7 protein-coding genes and 1 rRNA gene are annotated in these 5411 nt (G+C 30.9%); all 8 read left to right on the top strand.

Annotated features, from left to right (window positions below):
- A 5S ribosomal RNA gene (gene rrf / locus ACXJH6_RS00595) occupies positions 1-89 on the top strand; the annotation flags it as partial.
- Positions 90-300: 211 nt separating this feature from the next.
- Positions 301-1290 (top strand): UDP-N-acetylglucosamine 4,6-dehydratase (inverting), encoded by a 990-nt coding sequence (gene pseB / locus ACXJH6_RS00590; RefSeq protein ID WP_456469823.1) that lies wholly within the window; start codon positions 301-303, stop codon positions 1288-1290.
- A gap of 14 nt (positions 1291-1304) precedes the next feature.
- A complete protein-coding gene (locus ACXJH6_RS00585) occupies positions 1305-2408 on the top strand; it encodes a DegT/DnrJ/EryC1/StrS family aminotransferase (RefSeq protein ID WP_456469822.1) in 1104 nt (367 codons plus the stop codon).
- Complete coding sequence (locus tag ACXJH6_RS00580) at positions 2405-2770, top strand: VOC family protein (RefSeq protein ID WP_456469821.1); 366 nt, start codon at positions 2405-2407, stop codon at positions 2768-2770. Before ACXJH6_RS00585 ends, ACXJH6_RS00580 begins: the two co-directional genes overlap by 4 nt.
- Entirely contained in the window at positions 2771-4294 is a 1524-nt protein-coding gene (locus ACXJH6_RS00575) for an HAD-IIIC family phosphatase (RefSeq protein WP_456469820.1), read from the top strand.
- Positions 4275-4490, top strand: a complete 216-nt coding sequence (locus ACXJH6_RS00570) for an acyl carrier protein (protein ID WP_456469819.1) — start codon at positions 4275-4277, stop codon at positions 4488-4490. The genes ACXJH6_RS00575 and ACXJH6_RS00570 overlap by 20 nt, the downstream gene beginning before the upstream one ends.
- Positions 4487-5233 (top strand): AAC(3) family N-acetyltransferase, encoded by a 747-nt coding sequence (locus ACXJH6_RS00565; protein ID WP_456469818.1) that lies wholly within the window; start codon positions 4487-4489, stop codon positions 5231-5233. Before ACXJH6_RS00570 ends, ACXJH6_RS00565 begins: the two co-directional genes overlap by 4 nt.
- The coding region (locus tag ACXJH6_RS00560) for an AAA family ATPase (RefSeq protein ID WP_456469817.1) at positions 5230-5411 on the top strand (182 nt) is incomplete at its 3' end. The genes ACXJH6_RS00565 and ACXJH6_RS00560, both read left to right, overlap by 4 nt.

The following is a 5411-nucleotide window of genomic DNA, read 5'->3' as shown; positions in this document are numbered from 1 at the left end:
CCTGAACCATTTCGAACCAGGAAGTTAAGCCCTACAGCGCTGATGATACTGCATCCTTACGGATGTGGGAAAGTAGGTCCCCGCTAGGATTTATAGTGTATACTCCTAACCTCTTGAATTTACCTTAGCTAATCTTTACTAACCCTTAATATTTCGTATTTAATCCTTTGTTCATTCTAAAGAGTCTGGCACCTTTGGTGTTAATGCTGAAATTTTCTAAACCTATAGATGTTTATTTTTTTAAAACGTTTGAAATTTTTTTGGAATATTATTTGCTATTATTTTAAAAAAGGCTGTTAATTGTTTAATGACAAAAATATTTTAATTACAGGCGGAACCGGGAGTTTTGGTAAAAAATATACGGAAGTTCTTTTAAAAAATTACAAGCCAAATAAAATTATAATTTACAGCAGGGATGAATTAAAACAATTTGAAATGGCTCAAAAATTTAACAACAAATGTATGAGATACTTTATAGGTGATGTAAGAGATAAAGAAAGACTAAAAAAAGCTATGGAAGATGTGGATATTGTAATACACGCAGCAGCTCTAAAACAAGTCCCGGCAGCCGAATATAACCCAATGGAAGCGGTAAAAACAAATATACACGGTGCACAGAATGTAATTGATGCCGCTATTGTAAATGAAGTGGATAAAGTAATTGCCTTAAGTACCGATAAAGCCGCAGCTCCTATTAATCTTTACGGTGCTACAAAACTTGCAAGCGACAAGCTTTTTATTGCAGCAAATAATCTAATTGGAAAGAGAAAAACAAGATTTAGTGTGGTTAGATACGGAAACGTAATTGGAAGTCGCGGCAGTGTAGTGCCATTTTTTATGAAACTGATTAAAAAGGGCGAAAAAACTCTCCCTATTACTCATCCTGATATGACAAGATTTCTCATAACCCTTGAAGAAGGCGTAAGATTTGTACTTAAAAATTTTGAGAGAATGCAAGGGGGAGAAATATTCGTACCTAAAATCCCATCTATGAAAATCGTTGATTTGGCAAAAGCCCTGTGCCCGGAGTGTGAACTTAAAATAATAGGAATAAGGCCGGGAGAAAAACTTCATGAAGTAATGATAACAAGAGACGACAGATGTGTAGAATTTGATGACCATTTTGTAATAAAGCCTACAATTACTTTCTCTTTTGAAGCAGATTATACAAAAAATAATCTCGGAGAAAAAGGGAAAGAAAAAGAGATAGGGTTTGAGTATAGCTCGGATAAAAACGACTGGTGGCTAACAAAAGAAGAATTTTTAGAAAAAGCCAAAGAATTTCTTTAAATGGAGAATGGAGAATGGAGAATGGAGAATTAACTAAGTTTATTCCTTACGGCAGACAGTTTATTGACGAAAATGATATAAATGCGGCGGTTGAAACGTTAAAAAGTGATTTTTTAACGACAGGTCCTAAAGTTAAAGAATTTGAAGAGGCTTTGGCTGAGAGACTCGGGTTTAAATACGTCGTGGCGGTTAGCAGCGGGACTGCTGCTTTGCATCTTGCAAGCAGGGTGCTTTTGAATGTGGGTGAGAGGGTGGTTACCACCCCTAATTCTTTTTTAGCTACTTCAAATTCGATTCTTTACGTAGGGGCTAAACCTATATTTGTGGATATTGAAGAAAACGGGCTTATTGATTTGGATTTGGTTGAAAAAGAGCTTAAAAAGAAAAAAATAAAAGCTATCTATTTAGTGACGTTCAGCGGACATCCTTTAGACGATAAAAAGGTTGGGTATTTAAAAGATAAATACGGCGTTAAAGTCCTTTACGACAATGCCCATTATTTCGGAAAAGACGAAGGAGTGTGTGATATAGCTACATATTCTTTTCATCCCGTCAAACACATTACCACTTTTGAAGGCGGGGCGGTGGCGACAAATGACGAAAAAACATACAAAAAACTTTTGAGATTAAGAAACCATGGAATGGTAAAAGATTCTTCAATGTATCCGTGGGAATATAAAATGGTGGATTTGGGGTACAACTATAGACTAAGCGACGTGGCATGTGCCGTGGGACTATCTCAGCTTGAAAAAATTGATATGTTTTTACAAAAAAGACGCCAGATTGCTAAATATTATCATGATAACCTGCCTGAAAAAATAAAGCCTCTTTATCCTTATAATGAAAAAAGCTCGTATCATCTTTTTGTGGTTAGGTATCCATTTAATTCACTCAAAGAAAAGGCTGAATTTTTTATAAAAATGCGTCAAAAAGGAATAGGACTTCAATACCATTACATTCCTATAAATCAGCAGCCGTATTACGTAAAAAAAGGCTATTTTAAAAAGTTTCCTCAAATGGAAAAATACTACATGGAAGCCTTTTCCCTGCCGATATATTACAGCTTAAGCCAAAAAGAGCAGGATTATGTGATTGAGTGTATGGAGGAGATTTTATGAAATTTCATCATCTTGGAATTGCAACCGAAAATTTAGAAGAAACGCTTGAATGGATGAAAAACACTTTTGAAATTAAGCATATGTCCGATATTGTTTTTGATAAGAATCAGAATGCGAATTTGGTGTTAATAGAAACGAAAGATATGGTTTTTGAGCTTATAAGCGGGGATATAGTGAAAAATTTAATAGATAAAAATATTACGTATTATCATATCTGTTATGAGGTTGAAAATATAGAAAATACGGTTGAAAAATTAAAGGGGATTTTAATATCTCCTCCTAAAAACGCAGTATTGTTTAATAACAAAAAGGTATGTTTTGTAATGACAAATATCGGTCTTATAGAATTGTTGGAGAAGTAAATGATAGAAATAATCAGTAATATAAATATGGACAGTTTAAAATATTATTTGAGTATTGATGTATTGGAAAGTTGCGGGTATGGAAATTATATGCTTGATTTAAGCGATGAAAATTCTTCAATTTATCAAAGCAAGAGCGAATTTGTTTTTTTGTTTTTGGATATAGATGAATTTAGCGGAAATTTTGACGAATTTTTGGAGTTGGTGGAAAAATTTTTACAAAAAAGTCATAAAATTTTGATACTCAATACTGTTTCGTTTTATCCTAAACAGATTGATACTTTTTTGTATCAAACATTACAAAAAGAACTTGAATATAATAAAAAAATATTACAGCTCAGGAATAAGTATAAAAATATACTTATTTTTGATTTTTATAATTTAAGCAAAAATAACGAAATATACGATTTAAAATACTGGTATCTTGCAAGGATAAAATTCAATAAAGATTTTTTTGAAAAAGCGGCAAAAGAAATTGAACTTTTAATTAACACTTATAAGTACGGTTCGAAAAAAGTGTTGGTTTTAGATATGGATAACACTTTGTGGGGAGGCGTTGTAGGGGAAGAGGAGATTAAACTTTCAAATGACGGGATAGGTAAAATTTATCTTGATTTTCAAAAAAATATCAAAAAATTAAAAGATTTAGGCGTATTACTGGCGATTTGTTCAAAAAACAATTATGAAGACGGTATAAAAGGGCTTAATCATCCAAGCTCCGTATTAAAAGAAAATGATTTTATAATTAAAAAAATAAATTGGAATCATAAAGCAGATAATATAAGAGAAATAGCAAAAGAGCTTAATTTAGGGCTTGATTCTTTTGTATTTATTGATGATAATCCTGTGGAAAGAGAGAGTGTAAAGCAGATTTTACCTGAGGTTACGGTGCCAGAATTTCCAAAAGAGATATATTATCTTAATGATTGGTTTTTGGATGTTGTAAAAAAATATTTTGCAAAGATAACACTTACAAAAGAGGATGTTTTAAAACAGAAACAGTATGAAAATAATCTAAAAAGAAAGCAGCTAGAAAAAAATATTACTTATGAAGAGTTTTTTAAAAGTCTGGAAATTAAACTTGATTTTTATATAGATGATGACAGGTTTATTGAAAGATATGCGCAAATGACACAAAAAACTAATCAGTTTAATTTAACTACTAAAAGATATACGGCTCATGATATTAAAAATTTTATTTTTAGTGATAATTATACCGTTATTGCCGTTAATTACAAGGATAAGTTTGGTGATGAAGGTATTACGGCACTGGTTATTTTAGAAGAAAAAAAGGACAAAGTAATTATTGACACGTTTTTGATGAGCTGCAGGATTTTAAAAAGGGATGTGGAAAAAGAGATAATAAATAAAATTATTGAAATGTTTGGAAATAAAGATATAATCGGTCTTTATTATCCGACTAAAAAAAACGGGCAGGTTAAAGATTTATATACAAATTTCGGATTTGAAAAAATAGATGAAAACACGTTTTTAAGGAGAGCGAATGGAAAAAAAAGTAATTGAAGTTGCTAAAAAGCTTTTTGGAGAGGGAATTGATGAAAATTCTCAAATAGGATTTAATGAAAAGTGGGATTCTTTAGGGCAGATTAATTTATTTATGGCTTTAGAAAAAGAATTTGGCGTGAAATTTGATTATGATGAAATTACAAACAATACTTCTATTAAGGATATAATAAATCTAATAAAGAATAAATTATGATTGAAAAATTGGTGAATAAAATAGAAATTAATAGCGATACTGTTTTATTGGCGGGAGATTTTACAAGATTTTTGCTGCTTAATAAAATGAATATGCAAAGTATTCATAAATTTTTAGATCTTATGCAAAAAAAGGTAAAAAATATTTTAATACCTACTTATAATTGGGATTTTTGCAAAGGTAAAACCTTTGATATAAAAAACACTCCCTCACAAACAGGAATTTTAGGAAAAATTGCCCTTAGTAGAGATGATTTTAAACGCACGAAGCATCCTGTTTATTCATTTGCGGTGTGGGGGGAAGATGGTGATTATCTTGTTAATTTAGACAATGTTGAATCGTTTGATAAAAACTCCCCTTTTGGATATTTGCACCGTAAAAACGCTCAAATGGTAATTTTTGATAAAAATTTGCAACACTCTTTTACGTTTGTGCATTATGTTGAATATATGAATAAAGAACTGGTTGATTATCGGTATGTAAAGTTTTTCGAAGCTGATTATGTTGACGAAAACGGAAATAAAAGCAGACGAAAATATTCTATGTTTGTAAGAGATTTGGATAAAAATGTTCAAACTTTTCTTGAAGACTTAGAAAGATTGTTTGTAGAAAAAAATATTATGCATCTAAAAACAGTTGAAGGTATTACTGTAAGAAATATTAATCTTTCAAAAGCCTATGATTTTATTAAAAATGATATAAAAAACGGTGCTAAGCATATACACAAAAAAGGCAAAACATGAAACTACCAATAGGAATACAAAATTTTGAAGAATTAAGAAGAGATAATTATGTTTATGTCGATAAAACAAAAGAGATTTATGAATTGATTAATGCTTACAAGTATGCCTTTTTAGCCCGTCCTAGAAGATTTGGGAAAAGTCTTTTACTTGATACGATGAAGTGTCTGTTTGAAGGGAA

This window comes from Caminibacter sp., assembly GCF_053999135.1.
The sequence above is the reverse complement of the archived record's forward strand: the minus strand, read 5'-3'. Positions and strand labels throughout refer to the sequence as shown.

Bases quoted from the DNA above. Each gene is read 5' to 3' on its own strand.
- ACXJH6_RS00565 (WP_456469818.1), top strand. From the start codon at position 4,487: ATGATTGAAAAATTGGTGAATAAAATAGAAATTAATAGCGATACTGTT.
- ACXJH6_RS00580 (WP_456469821.1), top strand. From the start codon at position 2,405: ATGAAATTTCATCATCTTGGAATTGCAACCGAAAATTTAGAAGAAACG.
- ACXJH6_RS00585 (WP_456469822.1), top strand. From the start codon at position 1,305: ATGGAGAATGGAGAATTAACTAAGTTTATTCCTTACGGCAGACAGTTT.
- ACXJH6_RS00570 (WP_456469819.1), top strand. From the start codon at position 4,275: ATGGAAAAAAAAGTAATTGAAGTTGCTAAAAAGCTTTTTGGAGAGGGA.
- ACXJH6_RS00575 (WP_456469820.1), top strand. From the start codon at position 2,771: ATGATAGAAATAATCAGTAATATAAATATGGACAGTTTAAAATATTAT.